General features: G+C 70.2%; 17 protein-coding genes. 13 read left to right on the forward strand and 4 right to left on the reverse strand.

Annotated features, from left to right (window positions below; genetic code table 11):
• Positions 1–5: 5 nt before the first annotated feature.
• The 3 genes from efeB to ACQP2T_RS50780 all read left to right on the forward strand — a co-directional run bounded on the left by efeB (position 6) and on the right by ACQP2T_RS50780 (position 3353).
• Positions 6–1259 (forward strand): iron uptake transporter deferrochelatase/peroxidase subunit, encoded by a 1254-nt coding sequence (gene efeB, locus ACQP2T_RS50770; protein ID WP_433511984.1) that lies wholly within the window; start codon positions 6–8, stop codon positions 1257–1259.
• Positions 1260–1371: 112 nt separating this feature from the next.
• A complete protein-coding gene (locus tag ACQP2T_RS50775) occupies positions 1372–1926 on the forward strand; it encodes a LemA family protein (protein WP_433511985.1) in 555 nt (184 codons plus the stop codon).
• Complete coding sequence (locus ACQP2T_RS50780) at positions 1926–3353, forward strand: DUF2207 family protein (protein ID WP_433511986.1); 1428 nt, start codon at positions 1926–1928, stop codon at positions 3351–3353. Before ACQP2T_RS50775 ends, ACQP2T_RS50780 begins: the two co-directional genes overlap by 1 nt.
• A 35-nt stretch (positions 3354–3388) precedes the next feature.
• Here ACQP2T_RS50780 and ACQP2T_RS50785 read toward each other — a convergent pair whose 3' ends face one another.
• On the reverse strand, positions 3389–4000 hold the full coding sequence (locus tag ACQP2T_RS50785; protein WP_433511987.1) for a CGNR zinc finger domain-containing protein: 612 nt from the start codon (positions 3998–4000) through the stop codon (positions 3389–3391).
• Positions 4001–4028: 28 nt separating this feature from the next.
• On the opposite strand from ACQP2T_RS50785, the gene ACQP2T_RS50790 reads away from it, so the two are divergent.
• The 4 genes from ACQP2T_RS50790 to ACQP2T_RS50805 all read left to right on the forward strand — a co-directional run bounded on the left by ACQP2T_RS50790 (position 4029) and on the right by ACQP2T_RS50805 (position 8166).
• Positions 4029–4928 carry an arginase family protein gene (locus ACQP2T_RS50790; RefSeq protein ID WP_433511988.1) on the forward strand — a complete coding sequence of 300 codons (900 nt, stop codon included), beginning with the start codon at positions 4029–4031 and terminating at the stop codon, positions 4926–4928.
• A 125-nt stretch (positions 4929–5053) separates the two neighbouring features.
• A complete protein-coding gene (locus ACQP2T_RS50795; protein WP_358536419.1) occupies positions 5054–5797 on the forward strand; it encodes a sugar phosphate isomerase/epimerase family protein in 744 nt (247 codons plus the stop codon).
• Positions 5794–6897: a Gfo/Idh/MocA family protein gene (locus ACQP2T_RS50800; RefSeq protein WP_433511989.1), complete on the forward strand. Its 1104-nt coding sequence runs from the start codon at positions 5794–5796 to the stop codon at positions 6895–6897. Before ACQP2T_RS50795 ends, ACQP2T_RS50800 begins: the two co-directional genes overlap by 4 nt.
• A 258-nt stretch (positions 6898–7155) precedes the next feature.
• Entirely contained in the window at positions 7156–8166 is a 1011-nt protein-coding gene (locus ACQP2T_RS50805) for an ABC transporter substrate-binding protein (protein ID WP_433511990.1), read from the forward strand.
• Here ACQP2T_RS50805 and ACQP2T_RS50810 read toward each other — a convergent pair.
• The 3 genes from ACQP2T_RS50810 to ACQP2T_RS50820 all read right to left on the reverse strand — a co-directional run bounded on the left by ACQP2T_RS50810 (position 8163) and on the right by ACQP2T_RS50820 (position 11740).
• Entirely contained in the window at positions 8163–8960 is a 798-nt protein-coding gene (locus tag ACQP2T_RS50810) for a transporter substrate-binding domain-containing protein (protein ID WP_433511991.1), read from the reverse strand. The two genes, ACQP2T_RS50805 and ACQP2T_RS50810, sit on opposite strands and share 4 nt — an antisense overlap.
• On the reverse strand, positions 8957–10285 hold the full coding sequence (locus ACQP2T_RS50815) for a hypothetical protein (RefSeq protein ID WP_433511992.1): 1329 nt from the start codon (positions 10283–10285) through the stop codon (positions 8957–8959). Before ACQP2T_RS50815 ends, ACQP2T_RS50810 begins: the two co-directional genes overlap by 4 nt.
• A gap of 117 nt (positions 10286–10402) precedes the next feature.
• Positions 10403–11740, reverse strand: a complete 1338-nt coding sequence (locus tag ACQP2T_RS50820; RefSeq protein ID WP_433511993.1) for an MFS transporter — start codon at positions 11738–11740, stop codon at positions 10403–10405.
• Positions 11741–11968: 228 nt separating this feature from the next.
• Between ACQP2T_RS50820 and ACQP2T_RS50825 the strand changes: the two genes are divergently transcribed.
• From ACQP2T_RS50825 to ACQP2T_RS50850, 6 genes are all read left to right on the forward strand, one after another.
• Positions 11969–13033, forward strand: coding sequence for a LacI family DNA-binding transcriptional regulator (locus ACQP2T_RS50825; RefSeq protein WP_433511994.1), 1065 nt, complete (start codon positions 11969–11971; stop codon positions 13031–13033).
• A gap of 186 nt (positions 13034–13219) precedes the next feature.
• Positions 13220–15265, forward strand: a complete 2046-nt coding sequence (locus ACQP2T_RS50830) for a hydantoinase/oxoprolinase family protein (RefSeq protein WP_433511995.1) — start codon at positions 13220–13222, stop codon at positions 15263–15265.
• Positions 15262–17049, forward strand: coding sequence for a hydantoinase B/oxoprolinase family protein (locus ACQP2T_RS50835; RefSeq protein WP_433511996.1), 1788 nt, complete (start codon positions 15262–15264; stop codon positions 17047–17049). Before ACQP2T_RS50830 ends, ACQP2T_RS50835 begins: the two co-directional genes overlap by 4 nt.
• A 6-nt stretch (positions 17050–17055) precedes the next feature.
• The gene (locus tag ACQP2T_RS50840) at positions 17056–18108 is read left to right on the forward strand and encodes a Gfo/Idh/MocA family protein (protein WP_433511997.1); all 1053 of its coding nucleotides are present in this window, start codon (positions 17056–17058) and stop codon (positions 18106–18108) included.
• Positions 18109–18116: 8 nt separating this feature from the next.
• Positions 18117–19388: an NAD(P)/FAD-dependent oxidoreductase gene (locus ACQP2T_RS50845; protein WP_433511998.1), complete on the forward strand. Its 1272-nt coding sequence runs from the start codon at positions 18117–18119 to the stop codon at positions 19386–19388.
• A 119-nt stretch (positions 19389–19507) separates the two neighbouring features.
• Positions 19508–20773 carry a hypothetical protein gene (locus ACQP2T_RS50850; RefSeq protein ID WP_433511999.1) on the forward strand — a complete coding sequence of 422 codons (1266 nt, stop codon included), beginning with the start codon at positions 19508–19510 and terminating at the stop codon, positions 20771–20773.
• Positions 20774–20851: the final 78 nt, after the last annotated feature.

Genomic DNA, 20851 nt, shown 5'->3' on the forward strand with positions numbered 1-20851 from the left:
GGACCATGAGCGAGCGCATGAGCCGCAGGAAGCTGTTCGGCATGGGCGCGGCGGGAGCGGCGGCCGTCGGCGTCGGTGCCGTGGCCACGCGCTCGCTGCTCGAAGAGCCGCCGGTCGCGCACGCGGCCTCGATCTCCGACCCCGTCTCCTTCTACGGCGAGCACCAGGCGGGCATCGTCACGCCCGCCCAGGACCGGCTGCACTTCGTCTCTTTCGACGTCACCACCGACAAGGCGGCCGACCTGGTCGAGCTGCTGCAGGAGTGGACCGCCGCGGCCGCCAGAATGGTGCAGGGCAAGGAGGCGGGCACGTTCGGCACGCTCGGCGGGGTCCCCGAGGCGGCGCCCGACGACACGGGCGAGGCGCTCGGCCTGCCCGCCTCCGGGTTGACGCTGACGATCGGCTTCGGGCCGTCGCTCTTCGACAAGCGGTTCGGCCTGGCGGGCAAGCGCCCCGCCGCCCTCGCCGATCTCCCGAAATTTCCTGGTGAGGCGCTCATTCCGGAAATATCCGGTGGCGACATCTGCGTGCAGGCGTGCGCGCACGACCCCCAGGTCGCCGTGCACGCCATCCGCAACCTGGCCAGGATCGGCTTCGGCAAGGTGTCGGTCCGCTGGTCCCAGCTCGGCTTCGGCCGTACCTCCTCCACCTCCCGCGCCCAGGCGACGCCGCGCAACCTGATGGGCTTCAAGGACGGCACGAACAACCTCAAACTGGAGGACGCCGAGCTGCTGCGCCGGCAGCTGTGGGTGGACGCCCAGGACGGCCCCACCTGGATGACCGGCGGCAGCTACATGGTCACCCGGAAGATCCGCATGATGGTCGAGACCTGGGACCGTACCTCGCTTGGCGAGCAGGAGGCCATCTTCGGCCGCGACAAGGGCGCCGGCGCCCCGCTGGGCAAGAAGGCGGAGTTCGACCCGCTGGACTTCGCGGCCAAGGGCGCCGACGGCGCGGCGCTCATCAAGGACGACGCCCACGTCCGGCTGGCCCATCCCAGCACCAACGGCGATGCCCACCTGCTGCGCAGGGGCTACAACTTCGTGGACGGCTCCGACGGGCTCGGCCGCCTCGACGCCGGGCTGTTCTTCATCGCCTACCAGCGGGATCCGCGCAAGCAGTTCGTGCCGGTGCAGCTGCGGCTGGCCAAGAGCGACGCACTCAACGAGTACATCAAGCACATCTCCAGCGGGCTGTGGGCCTGCCCGCCGGGGATGCGGGACGCGGGCGACTACTGGGGACGCGCGCTCTTCGCGTGACAGGAGGTACGCACTCTTTGCCTGACCGGGGCACGCGCGCCTGGTGTACAGCGGCTTGCAAGGCTGACCTGTTCACATGGAGCATGCGCAGTGACACGTCAGGGAGGCCGTTGTGATCATTGCTGTTGGCGCCTTCGCCTTACTCCTTCTGCTGATCGCCGTCCTCATCGTCGTGATCTACAACGGGCTGGTCCGCAAGCGCAACGCCGTCGAGAACGCCTGGGCTCAGGTCGACGTGCAGCTCAAACGCCGCCACGATCTGGTCCCCAACCTGGTGGAGGTCGTACGCGGCTACGCGAGCCACGAGCGGCAGACGCTCACCGCCGTCACGGCCGCCCGCGCGCAGGCCCTCGGCGCGCACAGCCTCGCCGAGCAGGCCGACGCCGAGAACGCGCTGACCAGCGCGCTGAAGACCCTCTTCGCGGTCGCCGAGTCCTACCCCGACCTCAAGGCCAGCCAGAACTTCGCCGAACTCCAGGAGGAGCTGGCCACCACCGAGAACCGCATCGCCTACTCCCGCCAGTACTACAACGACGCCGTCCTCACCTACAGCAACGCGATCCAGACCGTCCCGGCCAACATCGTCGCGGGCATGGGCGGGTTCACCGCCCGCGAATACTTCCAGGCGCCCGGCGAGGAGCGCGGGCCCGTACAGGTGCGATTCTGATGACCGTCTGGCTCGCCGCGGCGGCCGTCGCCACCGCCTTGTGGGCGCTGCTCCTGCTGGCCCTGGCGATGGCGACCCGCACCCCGGACATCACCCCCGGCCCGCCCAGCGGGGCGCTCGCGGACGAATCACCCGCCGTGGTCGATCTCATCACCGGTGGCTGGCGCCTGTGCGACGAGGCCGCCTCTGCCACCCTGCTCGACCTCGCCGCGCGGGGCGCCGTCCAGATCGAGGAGGTCGGACCAGAGCTTTCCCTGGTACGGCTGCGCAAGGCCGAGGAGCTGAACCCGTACGAGCAACTCGTCTACGAGCACGTACGCTCACTCGCGCGCGATGGCGTCGTGGCGACCGGCGCGCTGGCCGAGGGCTCGCGCAACCTGGGCCGCTGGTGGAAGAGCTTCCGCAAGAAGGTCATCGCCGACGCCCGGCGGCGGGGACTGTCGCAGGCGCGCTGGAGCCGGGCGCACGCGACGCTGCTGTTCGCGGCGGCGCTGGTGCCCGCCGCGCTGGTGGCCGTCGCGGTCACCGTGGCCGACACCGGCTCCGACCGCGACGGCGGCATCGGCGCGGGCGTCCTCGCCTACGCCGCGCTGGTCTACCTGGCCGGTCGGCTGAACGGCGAACGCGGCACCGACCTGGGCGTTCAGGCGGCAGGGCACTGGCTGGCCGTACGCGAGAGCCTGTCGAACTCCCGCTTCGCCGACAAGCCCGCGGCGAGTGTGACCATCTGGGGCCGCCCCCTGGCGTACGCGGCCGCCCTCGGGCTCGCGCCGCGCGCGGTGCGCAGCCTGCCGGTGAGCGTGCCCGCCGACGACCGCCGCGCCTGGTCCGACTACGGCGGCATGTGGCACGCGGTGGACGTACGCTACCCGTCGCGGCTCATCTGGGGCAGGCCGCCGCTGCACGCCATCGGCCGCGGTCTGGCGGCGGGGTTCTTCGCGGGCTTCTGGACGTGGATCGTGCTGATCGCCCTGTCCGCGTTCGAGCTGTGGCCGCAGGCCCTGGCCCAGCCTGGCGGCTTCGCCGTCGGCCTCGCGATCGCCGCCGTGCCCGCCGGCCGCGCCCTCCTGGACCTCACCGGCCAGACCTGGCTCGAAGGCCAGATCGTCCGCCTGCGCAGACGCCGTTCGGGAGGCAACGAGAACCGGCCGAAGTACGTCTACTGGTGCGCCGTCGACGAGGGCCGGGGCCGCGAGCTCAAGGCGTACGGCGTGGCCGAGGACCAGTGGAGCCGCCTGTCGGAGGGCGACGTGGTCCGCGCCAGGGCCGGGCGGCGGGTCGGCTGGATCAGCGAGATCGAGGTGCTCCGGAACACCGCACACCGGGGCCACTACGCCGACACCCAGGACCACCTGATCGACGCCCCACGCAACCTCGGCGAGGTCCGCCCCGGCTGGGGAGGGCAGGACGGCGGCATGCGTTCCTGACTGTGCCCTCCCAACACGCCGCCGGGGAAGGCCGGTCAGGTGTGGTGGCGGGCGCGGGAGGCGGCGGCGTGGGCGCGGTTGGCGCACCGGGTCGAGCAGAACTGCCGCCGCCCCGGCCGGCTCCGGTCGATGAAGGCGTCCTGGCACGGCGAGGCCGCGCACAGCCGCAGCCGTGCCCAATCCCCTGCGGCAGCCACGTCGAGCAGTTCGCGCACCGCGCGCACCGCCAGCCGGTCCGCCGTCCCCGCGCCGTCGGGCGCCGCGAGCCGCAGCACCGGCACCCCGTCCACGTCCTCCACGGCCACGCGTGTCGGCAGCTCGGCCGCGAACCGGGCCAGCGCCCGCGTCCGCTCCGGCGGCTCGCAGGCCAGCACCGCCCGCAACCGCCCGCGCATCTCCCGCACAGCGGCCAGCTCAGACTCCGCACCAGGCAGCTCAGACTCCGCGCCAGGCAGCTCAGACTCCGTACCAGGCAGCTCGGCCTCCGCACCAGGCGATTCGAGCTCCTCACCAGGCGATTCGCCGAACTCCGCGCAGAACTGTCGCAGTGCCGCCGGGTCCGGCAGCCGCTCGGGCTCGTCCAGATACTCGTCCCACGTGTTGGCCAGATCCAACGCCATCAACCCCGTGTCGACGTATTGGCGCATCCCGTTTCCTCCTGCTAGCGTCACGACTATGAGCACTATAACCCCTGACACAAGATTCGCCATTCTCGACGCTCCCTCGAACCTCGGCCTGCGCCCACCCGCCCCGGACGTGGTCCCCGGCTGCTACAAGGCCCCGTGGGCGCTGCGTGACGCCGGGCTGCGGGAGCGGATCGGCGCGGACGACGCGGGCGCGGTGGTTCCGCCGCGCTACGTGGCCACCTGGCAGCCGGGCGACGGGGTGCGCAACGGCCCGGCCATCGCCGCGTACGCCAGGAAGCTGGCCGACCGCGTCGCCGCCGTACGCGAGTCGGGGGCCTTCCCGATCGTCCTCGGCGGCGACTGCTCGATCCTGCTGGGCCCGGCCCTCGCGCTGCGCGAGAGGGGACGCTACGGCCTGGCGTACCTGGACGCCCATGCCGACTTCCGCAACCTGGGCAATTCCCCGTACGTGGGCTCGGCGGGTGGAGAGAGCCTCGCCCTGGTGACCGGCCGTGGCGACGACTACCTGACGGACATCGGCGGTCTGCGCCCGTACGTGGCCGACGAGGACGTGATCGTGCTCGGCGTCCGCGACGAGGAGGATCTGCGGGACGTCAAGGAGTCCGGTCTCGCGTACGTGCCCGCCGCCGACCTCGGCCCCGGCACCCTCGACGTCGCCAGGAAGGTGCTGGTCCGCGACGACCTCGACGGCTTCTGGATCCACGTCGACGCCGACGTGCTCGACTCCGCGCTACTGCCCGCGGTCGACTCCCCCACGCCCGGCGGACCCGACGCGAACGGCCTGGCCGTGCTGCTCCGCGGCCTGCTCAGCCTCCCGGGAGCCGCCGGCCTGGAGCTCACCATCTTCGACCCCGACCTCGACCAGGACGGCAGCCAGGCCGCCCTCCTCGTGGACATCCTCGCGTCGGCACTCGCCACCGACCGGTGAGACTCACCCGTCAGGCGAGGGTGTCCCGACTGGTGGGATGACGGGCTGTACTCCCTTGACGTTGCCTGATCCACCCCAGAGGATTATGTACAGATTGTGGACTAAAGGCACCAGGGGAGCTGAGGATGACCAAGCCGCTCAGTGTGCAGCTCTACTCCGTAAGAGACCAATTGGCCGCCGACCGTAACGACGTGCTGCGCCGGATAGCCGGAATCGGTTACGGGGCCGTCGAGCCCTTCGACCCGACCGGCGATCCCAAGGGCTTCCGGCAGGTGGCCGACGACCTCGGACTGACCGTTTCGAGCACGCACGCCTACGCGCTGCTCAGCAAGGAGCCGGCCGAGGTCTTCGACGCCATCGCCACCGTGGGCACCGACCTGGTGATCATCCCGGGTGGCATCGCGCACGAGGAGTTCACCACGCGCGACGGTCTGTCCAGGACCGCCGACCTGCTGAACGGCCTGGCCGAGCAGGCGGCCGCGTACGACATGCGGATCGGCTACCACAACCACTGGTGGGAGATCGAACCGCGGATCGACGGCCGCCACGCCCTGGAGGCTCTCGCCGATCTGCTGGCTCCTGAGGTGTTCCTGGAGATCGACACCTACTGGGCCGCAGTGGGCGGCGCCGACGTGCCCGCCCTGCTGCGCGGTCTTTCCTCCCGGATCCTGGCACTGCACGTCAAGGACGGGCCGGGCGTCAAGGAGGAGCCGCACGTGGCCGTGGGACAGGGCGTCATGCCGGTGCCGGAGATCCTCGCGGCCAGCCCGGACACCTGGCGGATCGTGGAGCTCGACAGCTGCGCGGGCGACATCTTCGAGGCGCTCGCGGGCAGCCACGACTACCTGACCGAGCTGAGCGCTTCATGAGCTCCGGACCCGTAGGCGTCGCCATCGTCGGCGCCGGTGTGATCAGCGACAACTATCTTCGTCACCTGTCTTCCTTCCCTGACGTACGCGTGCTCGGCGTCGCCGACCTCGACACGGCCAGGGCCGAGACCGCCGCGCGCGAGCACGGGGTGCCGGTCGCCGGCACCGTCGAGACCGTACTGGCGATACCCGAGGTGGAGATCGTCGTCAATCTGACGATCCCGGCCGCGCACGCCGCCGTGGCGCTCGCGGCGCTGCGCGCGGGCAAGCACGTGTACAGCGAGAAGCCGCTGGCCCTGGACATGGACGAGGCGGCCAAGGTCACGGCGGAGGCGGCGAACCTCAACCTGCTCGTCGGCAACGCCCCCGACACCTTCCTCGGCGCGGGGCTCCAGTCGGCGGCCAGGGCGCTCGCTTCCGGTGTCATCGGCACCCCGGTGAGCGCCGCGGCCGCCTTCCAGAGTCTTGGTCCCGAGTCGTGGCACCCCAATCCCGAGTTCCTTTACCAGCGTGGCGCCGGTCCCCTGTTCGACCTGGGCCCCTACTACCTGACCGCTCTCGTCGCCCTGCTCGGCCCGGCGGCCCGCGTCACGGCCAGCACCCGGCGGGCCCGCGACCACCGGGTGATCGGCTCGGGGCCGAAGGCGGGCACGGCGTTCGCGGTGGAGGTTCCCACGCATGTCAACGCGCTGATCGACTTCGCGGGCAGCGCCAGTGCGACCACGACGTTCAGCTTCGACTCGGCCATCCGCCGGCAGACGATCGAGATCATCGGTACCGAGGGGGCGCTGTCGCTGCCCGACCCCAACAATTTCGACGGGCAGCTGCTGGCCCGCGGTCCGCATGACACCGATTGGCGGGAACTGCCCGTCACGGGCACCACGGCCGGGCGCGGCATTGGCGTCCTGGACATGGCCAGGTCTCTGCGCACCGGGACGCCGCACCGGGCGTCGGGCGCGCTCGCGCAGCACGTACTGGAGATCATGACCGCCATCGGCGAGGCCGGAGAGGACGGCGAGGCCCGCCGCCTGCACACCACGTCACCCACCCCACCGCCGCTCCCCGACGGCTGGGACCCACACGCCGCCACCCTGACGTAGACGTAAACGTAAGCGTTGCAGGTCGGTCTGCTCTCGCTTGGCTCGCTCTTGCTTGGGCGGCCGACCGTGAGCAGGCCGACCGTGAGCAGGCCGACCGAGCGCGGGCTGGCCGACCCCACGCGTGAGCCTCACGCGTGAAAGCGGCCTTGGGTGTGAGCAAGCCGGCCTCACGCGGAGATCGGTTGCGTGACTCTCGTGGCGGAGTGTCGAATGGGAGCGGCACGTGGGCGCGACGTCGACGAACCCCCGGGAGTGGCTATGAGGCCGTTGGCCATCGCATTGATCGCGATCCTGCTGGCCACGGGCTGTTCGACGCCGAGGCGGGACAAGATCACGGTCGCGTGCGGCGCGAGCGAGCGATGGTGCGCGATGATGGTCAAGAGGTTCTCCGACTCCACCGGCGTGGAGGCCGAGTTCGTCCGGCTGTCGAGTGGGGAGGCGCTGGAGCGGATCAAGGCGGCCAAGGAGCGGCAAGAGTTCGACGTCTGGCATGGCGGTCCGGCCGACTCCTACGTGGCCGCCAAGAGTCAGGGACTGCTGGCGCCGTACAAATCCGAAAAGGCCAGTGAAATCCGGCACGGATGGGCCGATCCGGAGTATGCGTGGAGCGGGATCTACGCAGGTGTGCTGGCCTTCTGCAACAACACCAAGGAGCTGGCCAAGCGCGGCCTGCAGCCGATCCACTCCTGGCGGGAACTGCTGGACGAGCGACTGCGCGGCAGCGTCTCCATCGCCCACCCGGCCACCTCCGGAACCGCCTACACCGCCCTGTGGACACAGATGGAGCTCAACGGCCGCGACCAGGACAAGGCCCTGGGCTACATGCGCAGCCTTCACCCGAACGTACTGAGGTACAACTCCTCCGGCAGCGCGGCCGCCTTGCAGGCCGCCAAGGAGGAGGCGGCGGTCGGCGTCGTCTTCTCCCACGACTGTGTCGCCGCCCAGGAGCAGGGCTATCCGAACCTCCAGGTGACCTTCCCGCAGGAGGGCACGGGTTACGAGCTCGGTGGCCTGGCCGTACTGGCCGGGGCCCACAATCCCGACAGCGCGCGCAAGTACGTCGACTGGGCGCTGAGCGGAGAGTCTCAGCGGCTGGGGCCACTGGTGAACTCCTACGCCCTGCCCACCAACACCACGGTGCCGGCGCACTCCAAGGCGGCCGACCCGACGACGGTCAAGCTGGTCTCGTACGACGTGGAGGTCGCCGGCCGCGCCAAACAGTCACTCGTCGACAGGTTCAGCGCGGAGATAGCCCGACCGCCCGTCTAGGAGCACCCCTCGAACTGCGGGACCGAGACCACCGACAGGTCGATGCCCGACTTGCCGAACCATTTGTCCAGCAGCATGTTCGCCGTGCCGTCCTGGTACATCTCGGTGATGGCCCGGTTGAGCTCCTCGCAGCCGTCCACATCGCCCTTGCGAATGCCGATCGACGTGCGTTGCTCGTTGAACGTCGCGCCGACCAGGTGCAGGTCGACGCCCGGCTTGGTGAGCAGCCCCGCCAGGATCTGGCTGTTGGTGGAGATGGCGTCGATCCTGCCGTCCTTGATCATCTGCAGGCAGACGTTGTAGTCGGGCGCGGGGACGGCGATCGCCTTCACCCGGCGCTCGTCGATGATCCGCTGGGCGATGTTCGTGCCCCGCACCCAGCAGATCTTGCGGCCCGCCAGGTCGCGGACGTCGCGGATGACGTCCTTGTCGGCCGGCCGCACCGCGATGTCCTGGAAGTCGACGTGGTACGGCCCGGCGAAGTCGATCACCTTCTTCCGTTCCGGGGTGACCGACATGTGGGCGAAGACCAGGTCCGCCCGCCCGTCCGTGAGCACGTTGAGCTGGTCGCCGGCGGTGATCTCCAGCCAGCGGATCTGCTTGCCCAGCCGGGAGACGAGATATTTGGCGACGTCGATGTTGAAGCCGTGATACACGCCGTCCTGCTTGAAACTGATCAGCGGGACGTCGGAACGGATGGCGACGACCAGTTCGTCCTTGTCCACGATGGATTCCGGCCGCGCCGCGCCACAGGCGGTGAGCAGCAGCGTCAGGCAGATCAGCAGCTTTCTCACCGGTACTCCCTGAGTCGTGGCCAGATCCCGACCAGGATGAGCAGGGCGCCGGCGGCCAGCCCGGCGGGGATCAACCGCCACAGCGTCTCCAGGGCTCCGTCGCCGTTGTCGATGGCGCGCTCGAAGTCGGACTCGTGCCGCCGGACCAGCTCCTCCAGCACCTTGTCGTAGCTTTCGTAGGTCTGGGTGAGCTCGCCGTCCCAGTATTTGATCGCCGCTTCCGCCGTCATGGTCCGCATCAGCGCGTCCGCCTGCTGGAACTTCTGGTAGACGGCGAAGAGGCGTTTTCGGTCCTGGCCCGCCAGGCTGCCGAGCAGACCCTGGAAATCGGCCCGCAGCTTGCTCTGGTAGTCGGGCAGGCTGGTGGACTCGACGGCCGCGATCGTCTGGGACTTGTCCAGGAAGCTGTGTTCGTAGGTGTCCTTGCGGAAGCGGTCGAGCAGGTAGCGGTTCTGGTCTCCGTGCATGCTGTTGCTGATCGCCCGCGCCCTGGTCAAGGTGAGCACCGCGTCGAAACCGCCGCGCTTGGCCTCGTCCAGCGCCTGGCCCTGCTGGTTGAGCAGGACCGTGCCCGTCACCAGACCGGCCGCGGTGAGCACGGTGGCGACCACCAGGGCCGGCGCGAAGACCCGGCGGAACCTGCGGGTCAGGTAGGTCTGCAGGCCCAGCAGGCAGGCCAGCGCGAGCAGCCCGGTGACGATGACGGCGAAGCGGGCCAACGAGGTGGTCGAGCGCTCGGCGACGTGCGCGCGCCGGACGATCGTCCCGGTTTCCAAGGTCAGGTTGTAGGCCTGGGGAAGCAGTTCGCGGTGCATGAGGTCGGTGGCCTTCTGATAGGCCTGGACCACATTGTCGGGCGGCTGTCCCGCGGTGTGCTTGGACTGCACGTCCAGCAGCCGAGCCTGGGTCGCCAGCCGTTCGTAGCGGCCCAGGCCCTCGATCAGCGACTCGACCGTGCGCTGCTCGGCGGGATTGTCCAGGGCCAGCCGGTACGCCTTGAGCAGGCTCTCGGAGATCTCCAGCCGGCGCTGGTCATAGTTGGTCAGGTCGGCCTGCTGCTGGGGGCCGTACTCGCTGCCCAGCAGCAGGGTCTCGGCCACCAGCGCGTCCATATCCGACATCTGCCGATACAGGCCCGTGGTGGCGAGCACCTGTGGCCCGGCGTCATGTCCGATGGTGCGTAAGCCGGAGCCCGTACTCGCCGCGCCGGCCAGGATCGCGGCCAGCAGGAGCGCCAGCGTCAGCAGGGACAGCCCGGCCAGCGTACGCACCCGCCCGGAGACCGACTTCTCGCGCCTGATCGAGGGTGTCGCCGTCACCGTCATGGGCCGCTCCGGAGGGAGACGCCGGGATCGTTGGTGTGCACCGCGCCCCCCGAGATCGACTCGTGCTCAGAAATTCGAGCATGGCCGCGGAAGCGACGGATCCGCAAGAGGATTCGGTTACCTTCGCTCGGCCAGCAGGCCCGTACCGGGATCGCGGCGAGCGCCCGTCGGCAGCGCGAAGATGGCGATCAGGAAGGACAGCAGGCAGAACCCGGTCATGTACCAGCCGAAGGTCACATCGCTCTTGGTGATGTCGTGCAGCCAGACGGCGACCAGGCCGGCGGTGGAGCCGATGAGCGAGGTCGCGATGTTGAAGTTCAGGGCCGCCGCGCTGGAGCGGACCTCGGAGGGGAAGCTGAGTATCGCCGCCGCCATCATCGGCGCCGAGATGATGTTGTTGATGATCGTGAAGACCACGACCGCCAGCACGGCGATGAGGATGGACTTGCTGCCGATACCGATGAACGTGGGCACCGTCAGCAGGATGAAGAGCCCGTAACCGATCAGCAGCGGCACCCGGGCCCCGTACTTGTCGGCGAGGTAGCCGCCGTAGATGCTCGGCACGGGACCCACGACGTAGGTGATCATCGAGGCCAGCAAGGCGAGCGAGGTGGGGAAGCCGGCGCCGATCAGCGCGGTGACGAAGTAGGCCTGGATGACGAACGACCCGATCCGCTGGCCCGCGCTCAGGCCGATCGAGCGCAGCATGTCGGGCCAGTAGTAACGGACGGCCGTGCGCATCGGCGTCTGAGGCGTCTTCTGCTGCTCGGCGAGGCGCTGCACCGCCTCGAACTCGGGGCTCTCGCTCAGCCGGTTACGGATGTAGACCGCCACCGCGGACATGGGGATCGCCAGCAGGAACGGGATCCGCCAGCCCCAGTCGGAGAAGGCGTCCGACGACATCGTCTGGGTGAGCAGGAACGCCACCCCGGCCGCCAGGAACGAGCCGACCGACGCGGTCGAGTTCAGGGCGCCCAGTATGTAGTTGCGGCGTCGCTTCTCCTCGTGCTCCAGCAGGAAGTTCGCCGCTGTGGTGATCTCCACGCTGGCGCCGAGGCCCTGCACGATCCGGGCGGTCAGCAGCAGGATCGGCGCCACGACACCGGCCGCCGCGTACGTCGGCAGCAACCCGATGCCCGCGGTGCCGACCGTCATCAGCACGATCGTGAGAACGAGGACGGGCCGCCTGCCCTTCAGGTCCGCGAGCGGGCCGAGGATCAGCGCGCCGATCGGGCGGATGAAATAGGACAGGGCCACTCCGACGTACGCCGCGAGCAGGGCGACGGTCGTCTCCCCCTTGGGGAAGAAATGCGAGGCGATGACCGCGGCGAGCGTCCCGTACAGCGTGAAGTCGTAGTACTCGACGGTATTGCCGATCATGGTGGAGGCGAACAGGCGCCGGCGGGCCTGAGGTGTGCGGATGACGTCCTGATCGTTGGTTGGGGGAGTGCTCATCAGGGCTCCTCGTGCAGGGTGGGTGCGACGGTGCGGCGGCGGCGAACCGGACCATTTCCCTTGGAGAACGTTCTCCCAAAAGCTAGGATCGGGGTGACGATGTGTCAAGCATTCGTCACCTAAAATCCAACAGCAGGCCGTTACGATGATCGGCGAGGCCATGGCCGTGGCCGAGCCGCCACCAGAGGCTGTGGCCGAGCGGCCACCATGGGACGGGGGCAACCAGAGGTGTCCGCTGGGCGACCGACGATCATCGACGTCGCGCGGGACGCGGGAGTGTCGCCCGCCACCGCCGGCCGGGTGCTGGGCGGCTACGGGACCCCCGCGCCGGAGCTGGTGCGGCGGGTGCGCGACTCGGCGAGACGGCTGGGCTACCGCGCCAACGACGTGGCGCGCAGCATCGTGACCGGCCTGACCCGCGTCATCGGCGTGGTGGTCAGCGACATCGAGAACCCCTTCTTCGCCCGCGCGGTCAGCGGGATCTCCGACCGCGCGCGAGCCGCGGGATACGAGATGTTGCTGGTCAGCACCGGGCTGGACCTCGCGCGGGAGCGCTCCGCGGTTGAGGCGCTGATGGCCAAGCGGGTGGACGGCATGATCGTCGCCTCGGCCAGCGTCTCGGAGGGCGCCCATCTCCGCCGGGTCCGCGAGGCGGGCGTGCCGCTGGTCCTGCTCGACCGCCGTAACGACGGCGCGGGCGCCGTCGACGCGGTGCTGCTCGACAACCGGGCCGCGGCGCACCGGGCCGTGAACCACCTGCTGGACAAGGGGCATCGGGCGGTCGCGGTCGTGACCTCGGCCGTGGCCGACGAGCGCCCCACCGGCCGGCGGCGCAAGGCCCTGGCGCAGTTTCCCAGCTCGCTGCGGTTCGCCGGTTATCTCGACGCGCTGGAGGAAGCGGGCATCGCCGGCGCCCCCGAATGGGTCCTGCGCTGCGACGACGCCGACGCGGCCGCCGAGCGGGTCCGCGACCTGCTCACCGCGCGCCCCGACGTCACGGCGATCTTCGCGACCACCAACGTCATGGCCGGCGCCGCCTTCCGCGCCATCATGGACAGTGACCGGCGCTGCCCCGAGGACGTCAGCCTGCTGGGCTTCGACGACCACGAGTGGAGCACACTGGTGCGTCCCCAGCTGTCGGTCGTCGCGCAACCGGCCTATGACCTCGGCGCCGCCGCCGGCACCGTGCTCCTCGGACGGTTGTCCGGCCGGGAGTCGGCGAGCGCGCCCAGTGAGACGATCCTGCAGTCATCCTTGATCGTCCGGGGTTCGGTCGCGCCGCCACCCGCTTAGACCGCGCGGGGAGCTTGTTCTTGACGGTCCCGCATTTCGGTCGCTACGTTCAGAGAACGTTCTCCCGAGAACGCGAACTTCGCCGCCACGGACGTGGCGGCGGGGAGGACACGGACGGCCGCGGCGGCCGAGCCTGCCCGCACTCCCCCCGCGAACTGCCGAAATCCGGCGAGAGGAACGAAGGCGATGGCCCTTCGCATCGGTGTCGACACAGGCGGCACCTTCACCGACATCTGTCTCTACGACACGGCACGCAACGAACTGCGCGTCTTCAAGGTCTCCAGCACACCGAAGGACCCCGGCAAAGCGATCATCGAAGGTGTCGCGGAGCTGCTGCGGACCTCTGACAGCGGAGAGTTCTCCGACGTCTCCTACTTCGCGCACGGCACGACCGTCGGCACCAACGCGCTGCTGACGGAGACCGGCGCGCGGACGGGGCTGCTGACCACCCGCGGCTTCCGCGATCTGCTGGAGCTGGCCCGTGGCCGCCGGCCCAGACTGTACGACCTCCAGGCCGACAAACCCGCCCCTCTCGTACCACGTGACCTGCGTCTTGAGGTCACCGAGCGGGTGCGGCACGACGGCACCGTGTGGACGCCGCTCGACGAGGACGAGGTGCGCCGGGCGATCCGCCGGCTGCGTGACGAGGGCGTCGAGGCCGTGGCGGTGTGCCTGCTGTACAGCTACGCCTTCCCCGACCACGAGCGGCGCGTCGCGCGCTGGATCGAGGAGGAGTTCCCCGGCGCCTACGTGTCCCTGTCCTCCGAGGTGCTGCCGGAGTTCCGCGAGTACGAGCGGCTCTCGACCGTCGTCGGCAACGCCTATCTCGGCCCCAAGGTCTCCGGCTACCTGGCCCGGCTGCGCGCGGAACTCGCCGGGCGAGGGCTGGCGGTCCGGCCGTACGTCACCCAGAGCAACGGCGGCGTGGTGTCTTTCGCCGAAGCGGAGAAGTACCCCATTCGCATGGTCCTGTCGGGCCCCAGCACGGGAGTCGTGGGCGCGGCGCGCATCGCCGCCGGCGCCGGGCATCCGGACATCATCACCTTCGACATGGGCGGCACGTCCACGGACGTCTCCCTCGTGCAGAACGGCGAGCCCAAGACCGGCTCCGGCCTGGAGCTGGACGGGCGCGCGATCCGCGCGGCCATGCTCGACATCCACACCGTCGGCGCCGGCGGCGGCTCGGTGGCCCGCCTGGACAGCGGCGGGCTGCTCAAGGTCGGCCCGGAGAGCGCCGGGGCCTTTCCCGGTCCCGCCTGCTACGGCAACGGCGAGCTGCCCACGGTCACCGACGCCAACGTCGTCCTGCAGGTACTGAACCCGGAGTACTTCCTCGGCGGGCGGCTCAAGATCGACCAGGAGGCGTCGCGCCGTGCGGTGGGCGCCCTGGCCGACAAGCTCGGTATGAGCGTCGAGGACACGGCGCAGGGCATCATCCGGGTGGTCACCGCGAACATGGCGCGGGCCATCCGCGTCATCTCCGTCCAGCGTGGGTACGACCCCCGCGACTACGTCATGGTGCCCTTCGGCGGCGCCGGTCCGCTGCACGCCTCCCGGCTGGCGGCGGAGCTCGGCATGAAGACCATCCTCGTGCCCGAGTCACCCGGGGCGCTGTCGGCCCTCGGCCTGCTGCTCACCGACGTCAAGAGCGACTTCTCCCGTACCTCGGTCATGACCGTGGCGCCCGGCGCGGAGGACGACGTCGGGGCGGTGTTCGCCGACCTGGACGCGCAGGCGGAGCAGTGGTTCGAGGCGAGCGGCATCGAGGAGCGGGCCCGCGGCCGGCGCCGTCAGGTGGATCTCCGCTACGCGGGCCAGAACCACGAGCTGACCGTCGAGTTCCCGGCGGGAGGCGACATCGCCACGCTGCTGGCCGACTTCGCCGCCGCCCACGAGCGGGCCTACGGGTACGCCAACCCCGGCAATCCCGTGCAGGCCGTGACGTTCCGCGTACGTGCCTGGGGCGAGATCGACGCGCGGCCGGCGTCGAGCCCGGTCGTCACCGGCGCCCCGCACGACGAGCAGCCGGGCAAACGGGCCGTCTACCTCCCGGAGCTGGGCGGATTCCACGAATGCCCGGTGCACGACCGGGCGGCGCTCACGCCGGGGACGGTCATCGAGGGCCCCGCGATCATCGAGCAGATGGACACCACGACCCTCGTCGTGCCCGGCTCCACCGCCACGGTCGACGCCCACCGCAACCTCGTCATCCACCTGGGAGAACCTGAGTGAACACGACCGGCACGACTCCCCTGGACCCGATCTCCGTCGAGGTCATCGGAGCGGCCCTCTCGTCCATCGTGGAGGAGATGGTCGAGACGATGGTGCGGGCGGCGTACAGCACGAACATCAAGGAGCGCCGCGACTGCACCGCCGGATTCTTCGACGCCGGCGGGCAGCTGATCGCGCAGGGCGAGCACAATCCGAGCCACCTCGGCGTCCTCATGGGCGTGGTCGCGAAGATCGTGGAGCGCTACGACGTCGGCGAGATCGGCGACGGGGACACCTTCATCGCCAACGATCCCCACAGCGGCGGCGGCACCCACATTCCCGACATCGTGCTCGCCTGCCCGATCTTCGTCGACGGTCGGCTGGTCGCCTGGGCGGCGAACCTGGCCCACCACGCCGACTTCGGCGACCGCGGGCACGCGCACATCTTCCAGGAGGGGCTGCGCATCCCGCCGGTACGCCTGCTGCGGGGCGGGGAGCTGCAGACCGACCTGTTCGACCTGATCCTGCTGAACTGCCAGGTACCCGACGAGCGCCGGCCCGACTTCCAGGCCCAGCTGGCCGCCAACCGCGCGGCGGTCATCCGCTTCCGGGAGTTGTGCGCGCGTCATTCGATACCGACGATGGCCGCCGCCGCGCGGGCGCTGCTGGACCACACCGACCGCCAGACCCGCGCCGCCATCCGCGAGGTCCCGGACGGCGTCTACACCTTCGAGGACAGGTTCGACTGCCCGGAGCTGGACGAGGAGCTCACCCTCCGCGTGGCCGTCACCGTGCGCGGCGACGAGCTGTTCTTCGACTTCTCCGGCAATCCGCCGCAGGTACGCGCCAGCGTCAACATGGTCTACGGCGCGCTGGAGAGCACGGTGTACTACGCCGTGAAGACGCTCATCGATCCCGACATCGTGCCCAACGCCGGAGTCATCCGGTCGATCCACATCGAGGCGCCGCGCGGCAGCGTGCTGAACGCCGTCGCGCCCGCCGCGGTCAACGCCCGCACCGAGACCTCGCAACGGGTGGTGGACCTCATCCACGGCGCCCTCGCCCCCGCACTGCCGGAGCGGGTCACGGCCGCGCACAACGGATCGAACACCGGCTTCCACTTCGACGGACTCGACCCGCGTACCGGCCGGTACTTCGTCTACCTGGAGACGATCGGCGGCGGCTCCGGCGCCCGTGCCACCAAGGACGGCCTCGACGGGGTGCAGGTGCACGTCACAAACACCAGCAACCTGCCCGTGGAGAGCCTCGAACAGGAGTATCCGCTGATGGTCGAGGCGTACGAGCTGGTCGACGGATCCGGCGGCACCGGGGAGTTCCGGGGCGGCCTGGCCATCAGGCGTGTTGTCCGGGTCGAAGCCGATGGCATCGGGTTCTGGCTGGACGGCACCCGCTACAGGTCCCAGCCGTGGGGGGCGTTCGGCGGCGGGCCCGGCGCGAGCGGCGGCTGGGCGGTCAGCGACGGGGCCCGGCCCATCGATCACGGTCACACCGTGCTCGACAAGGGTGATGTCGTCACGATCACCACACCCGGCGCCGGCGGGTACGGTCCCCCTTCGCGCCGGGCGCGTGAGCTGGTCGAGAAGGACCTACGTGAGGGCGTCATCTCGGCCGAGACCGCGCATGACGTCTACGGCCTTTCCGTGTCACGCGCGGATGGTGGCGCCGACCGCTCCGCGTCGCGCGCGGATGGTCGCGCCGACCGCTCCGCGTCGCCTGCCGATCGTCGCGCCGACCGCTCCACGTCGCCTGCCGATCGTCGCGCCGACCGGCCGGCCGGGGAGTGAGCCGATATGTCCCTGCGGAACACCTCCCCCATTCGCGTCGCCGTGCTCGGCTTCGGCACGGCCGGACGCTTCTTTCACGCGCCGTTCCTGGCCGCCGACCCGGCGTACGACCTGCGCGTCATCGTCACGAGCGACCCGGACCGCGCGGCGGCGGCGCGCGCCGCCCACCCGGGCGTCATGGTGCTGGCCGATCCCCTGGCCGTCACCGCCCACGCCTCCGACCTGGACCTCGTCGTCGTGGGAACGCCCCCGTCGACGCACGCCGAGCTGGCCGCGGCCGCTCTGCGGGCGGGGCTGGACGTCGTCGTCGACAAGCCGTTCACCCCGACCGCCGCCGGAGGACGCGAGCTGATCGCGCTGGCGGCCGAGCTGGGGCGCTGCCTCACCGTGTTCCAGAACCGCCGATGGGACGCCGACTTCCGCGCCCTGCGCCGGCTGCTCGCCGAGGGACGGCTGGGCACGGTCCACGCCTTCGAGTCCCGGTTCGAGTGGTGGCGCCCGGACGGGCTCGCCGGATGGAAGGGCGACACCGGTGTCGCGGACGGCGGCGGCATCCTCTTCGACCTGGGCACGCACCTGATCGACCAGGCACTGCGGTTGTTCGGGCCCGTGACGGAGGTCCTGGCCGACGTCAACCGCCGCGACCCCCGAGGCGGCTGCGACGCGGACGACGACACGGTCGTGATCCTGCGGCACGCGTCCGGTACGAGTTCGCGCCTGACGATGAGCAGCGTCGCGGCCATGCCCGGACCCCGGTTCCGGGTTCTGGGCTCGCGAGCCGGCTACGTCAAGTACGGACTGGACGGCCAGGAGGCCGCCTTGAAGGCCGGCATGAGCCCCGCCGACCCGGCGTTCGGGCGTGAACCGGAGGAGTCCTGGGGCCGGTTGGGCGATCATCATGAGACGACGCCCATCGAACCCGAGCGCGGCGACTACGCCGCCTTCTATCGCCTGCTCGCCGACGCGCTGCGCGACGGCACCGCACCGCCCGTCGACCCGTACGACGCCGTCGAGGTCCTGGACATCATCGAACGTGCCCACACCCGCTCCACGAAGTAAGGAGTCACATGACAGACCACACCGCGGCCCGGCGCGTCGTCGTACTCGGGGGTGGCATCCTCGGCGTGTCCACCGCCGTGCACCTCGTACGCGGCGGCGCCGAGGTCGTCCTGGTCACCGAATCGGCGCTCGCCAGCGGCGCGTCGGGACGTTCGTTGTCCTGGCTCAACTCGGCGGGCATGCGGTCCGGCTCGTACCATCTGCTGCGCATCCTCGGCATCGACCGCTACCGCACCCTGTTCGCCGCCGACCCGGGCCGGGATTGGCTGCGCTTCGACGGCGGCCTGTGGTGGACGACTCCCGACGGGGCGGAGGCGACCCGCGCGCGGCACGCGCACGAGGTCGCGAACGGGTATGAGTCGCACCTCGTCGACGGGCACGGCTCCGAGTCGCCTCCCATCAGCGGCGCGGACGCCGACGGCGGGGTCCCGGGGGGCGGGGACGCGGGCCGACGGGTCAGCGGGGTCCAGGCGAACGCGGACGCGGACGCGGGCCGGCAAGTCAGCGGGGTCCAGGCGGACACAGGAGGCCGGCGGGTCAGCGGGGTCCGGGTGGGTGCGGGTGAGCGGCTCGCGATCCACAATCCGGGTGACGGCTGGGTCTCACTCCCCCACCTGATCCGCGAGCTCGCGGACGAGCTGGTCCGTCGCGGAGGCCGGATCGTCACCGGCGCGGGACGCTGCTCGGTGATCGTGGAGGACGGCCGGGCACGGGGAGTGCGCGGCGCCGACGGCACGTCATGGCGTGGCGACGCCGTCGTGGCCGCCTGCGGCGCGCAGACCCCGGCGGTGCTCGCGGACCTCGGCGTGGACCTGCCGGACGCGTCCCCGCTGTCCATGCTCGTCATCACCGAGCCGGTCGAGACCGAGGTCGTGACCGTGCTGAACACGCCGCGTGCGGCGATGCGCCCCAACCCCGGGTCGACGTTCGCGATCGACCACAGCTGGTACGAGGAGCAGATCACCGAGCACGACGACGGCTCCTGCTCGATCGACGAGAAGTACGTCAAGGAGCTCGTCGCCGAGGCGTCCGCCCTGCTCCAGGGTGATGTCACCCTCCGGGCGGCGTCGTGGCGACTCGGCCGCAAACCCATACCGGGGGACGGGGAGCCGGTCTTCGGCGAGCTGGAGTCGGTGCCGGGATGCCATGTGGCGTTCACCCACTCGGGCGCGACGCTGGGGCTCATCGCCGGCGAGCTCACCGCGTACGAGGTGCTCACCGGCACCGGGCATCCGCTCCTGGACGACTTCCGCCCGGGGCGCTTCTCCCGAACGGGGTGACGCCGGGCACCCGCGAAACTGGACGGTCTTGGTGCTGCAACTCGCTACTAATCGCGTATCAAGCGACTGGCGTTCAAATTGCCGTGACATTTGCACTCGGATCGCGAGCGGAAGAAGTGATGTCAGCAAACAAGCAACGTCCTGACGACCAGCCGGAGTTATCCGACGGCGGCAACAGCGGCAGACAATTCCCAGCAGACGTCGTCGTGCCAGAGCTCTCTCGCAGAACCTTTCTGGGGAGCAGCCTCGGAGCCATGGCGGTGGCCTCGCTGCCCTGGGCCGGCGCCGCCATCCCGACGCCATGGCAGTGGGCTCTTCGCGGCAGGCCCGGCCCTGGGGTGACGTACGGGATCGGTGCGGTGGCGGTCCAGGACACGAAAGTCTCGATGGCCTCTCGTCCTTTCGTATTCGTGCGAGGGGATGACAGTCATCTGTGGATTCTCTGGGAAAACCCCGCTGGCATATGGGAATGGGTCGACCAAGGGGGAAAGGTCGACCGACCCGTTGGTGTCATCGCCCTCGACGACGATCCGAATGGGAATCGACCCTACGCGTTCGTCGTGCGAGATAGACATCTCTGGATGCGCTGGTGGAACGGCATAACTTGGATCTGGTCCGATCAGGGGCAGCCGGCGAGCGTCGACGTTCTCAATGGCCTCGGCGCGGTGACGGCCCAGCTGAAGCCGACGCTGGATCCCGCCCCCTTCGCCGTCGTAACCGGCAGCGACGGCAACGTGTGGGTGAACTGGCAGAACGTGTCGTCCTGGAACTGGTACAACATGGGTTCGCCCGGCGTCGCGATCGGCTCCTCGATGGGAGTTCTCGCCGTCCCGGACGAGAGAACCGGCGAGCAGCGCCTGCAGGTCTATGTGTGGGACGGCGGCAGGCAACTGTGGCTCGGTGTCACGGACATGGTGTCCACGCGATGGACCGCCCTTGGTGGGCCTCGCTCGGCGATCAGTGGATCGGCCGGTGCGACGATCATCATAGGCGCCTCGGAGTGGCCCCCGCAGCCCTGCTGCTTCGTTCTGAGCGCATCAACCGGCGACCTCTGGGCCTGTCAGGACGGCATCTGGCTCAACATGGGCGCCCCGCCGAGCGACCACAACGCCAAAATCGGTTTGGGTGCGAAACGCGTGCTGGACATGAACAACGGCTCCCTGAACGCACTGGTCTTCGTGACCGACGGCAACAACTCCGTCTGGGCCTGTCGGTGGGACGGCACCACCACTCCGGTCTGGGAGGATCACGGGAATCCGACTGGCCAGACCATCGACGCGGGCATCGGCATCGCCATCACACAGACCTCGCCTGCGGCAGCTTGGCTGCCCCATGCCTTCATGCGAACCACAGACGGGCTCGTATGCGAGAACTGGCAGCAATAGGGCCCATCTGAGCGACGTCGCCGGATATCGCTCAGGTCTTCAAAGCAAGGCGGCCCGCCTCAGGAGCTGGGGCGCGTC

It is taken from the genome of Nonomuraea sp. CA-143628 (assembly GCF_050942315.1).
Taxonomy (GTDB): Bacteria; Actinomycetota; Actinomycetes; order Streptosporangiales; family Streptosporangiaceae; genus Nonomuraea.